Source organism: Aeromonas sp. MdU4 (assembly GCF_041929505.1).
In the GTDB taxonomy this organism is placed as follows: Bacteria; Pseudomonadota; Gammaproteobacteria; order Enterobacterales; family Aeromonadaceae; genus Aeromonas.
Window position 1 is genome coordinate 1 of sequence record NZ_JBHFMW010000067.1, and the last position, 894, is coordinate 894.

1 protein-coding gene is annotated in these 894 nt (G+C 59.1%); it reads left to right on the forward strand.

What is annotated here, in order from left to right:
• Position 1 precedes the first annotated feature (1 nt).
• A partial coding sequence (locus ACE1BR_RS23195) for a hypothetical protein (protein ID WP_374874442.1) occupies positions 2–894 on the forward strand: 893 nt, incomplete at its 3' end.

An 894-nucleotide genomic window follows, 5' to 3' on the forward strand; every position in this document is an offset into this window, starting at 1 on the left:
GATCTGCATCGGCAAGCTGGTGCAAAAACAGGATAAGTGGGTACCGGAGAAGGACGACAGCTTCACCCTCACCACCCAGATACAGCAAAAGGGGGGATGGTTGCTCCATCCCCTGCATCAACACTACTCATCGCAAAAGAATAACCAAGGGCAGGAGCAGGCCAAGATCCGCGCCATTCCAGTGCGGGTGCTGTTCAACGATAGCGACTTGAATCTACGGGCGGAATACAGCGCGTTTGACCGGCAAACCGGCAGGCCGCTCTGTGTCGGGAATGGGGAGGTGGCAAGACGCATGGGGGCGCAAGGCATGGAGGAGGTCAGCTGCTCTGGACCAGAGCGCTGCGCCTTTGCAGGCCAACAGGGTTGCAAGCTGTACGGGCGACTGAACCTGTTTGTGGAGGGGCAAGGGGATGAGCTGGGCAGCTTTATCTTCCGCACCACCGGCTACAACTCGGTACGCACCCTGGCGGCACGGCTCAAGTACCTGGAGGCTGTGAGCGGCGGCCATACCCGCTATTTGCCGCTCACCCTGCGGCTACGAGCCAAGAGCACTACACAGTCCTACCGCACACCGGTCTACTACGTGGATTTGACCTTGCGGGAAGAGACCAACCTGACTGAGGCAGTCAGGCAGGCACAAGAGGCCGCCCAGCGTGACCAAGAAGCAGGCTTGGCCATCGAGCAGATGGAGCAGGCTGCTCGCGAGTTGCTACGTAACGGCCAGTTTGAGGATATCGATGAAGAGGTGCCGATGCTGTTGGAGGAGTTTTATCCCGAAGCCAACAGCGACGAGACGGCGAATGGAAACACAGGGGCGGTGGCGACTGCCTCGCTTAACCCACCACAAAGCCAAGCAACCAGAACGCCACAGAGACCACAACCAAGAAGGAGTCC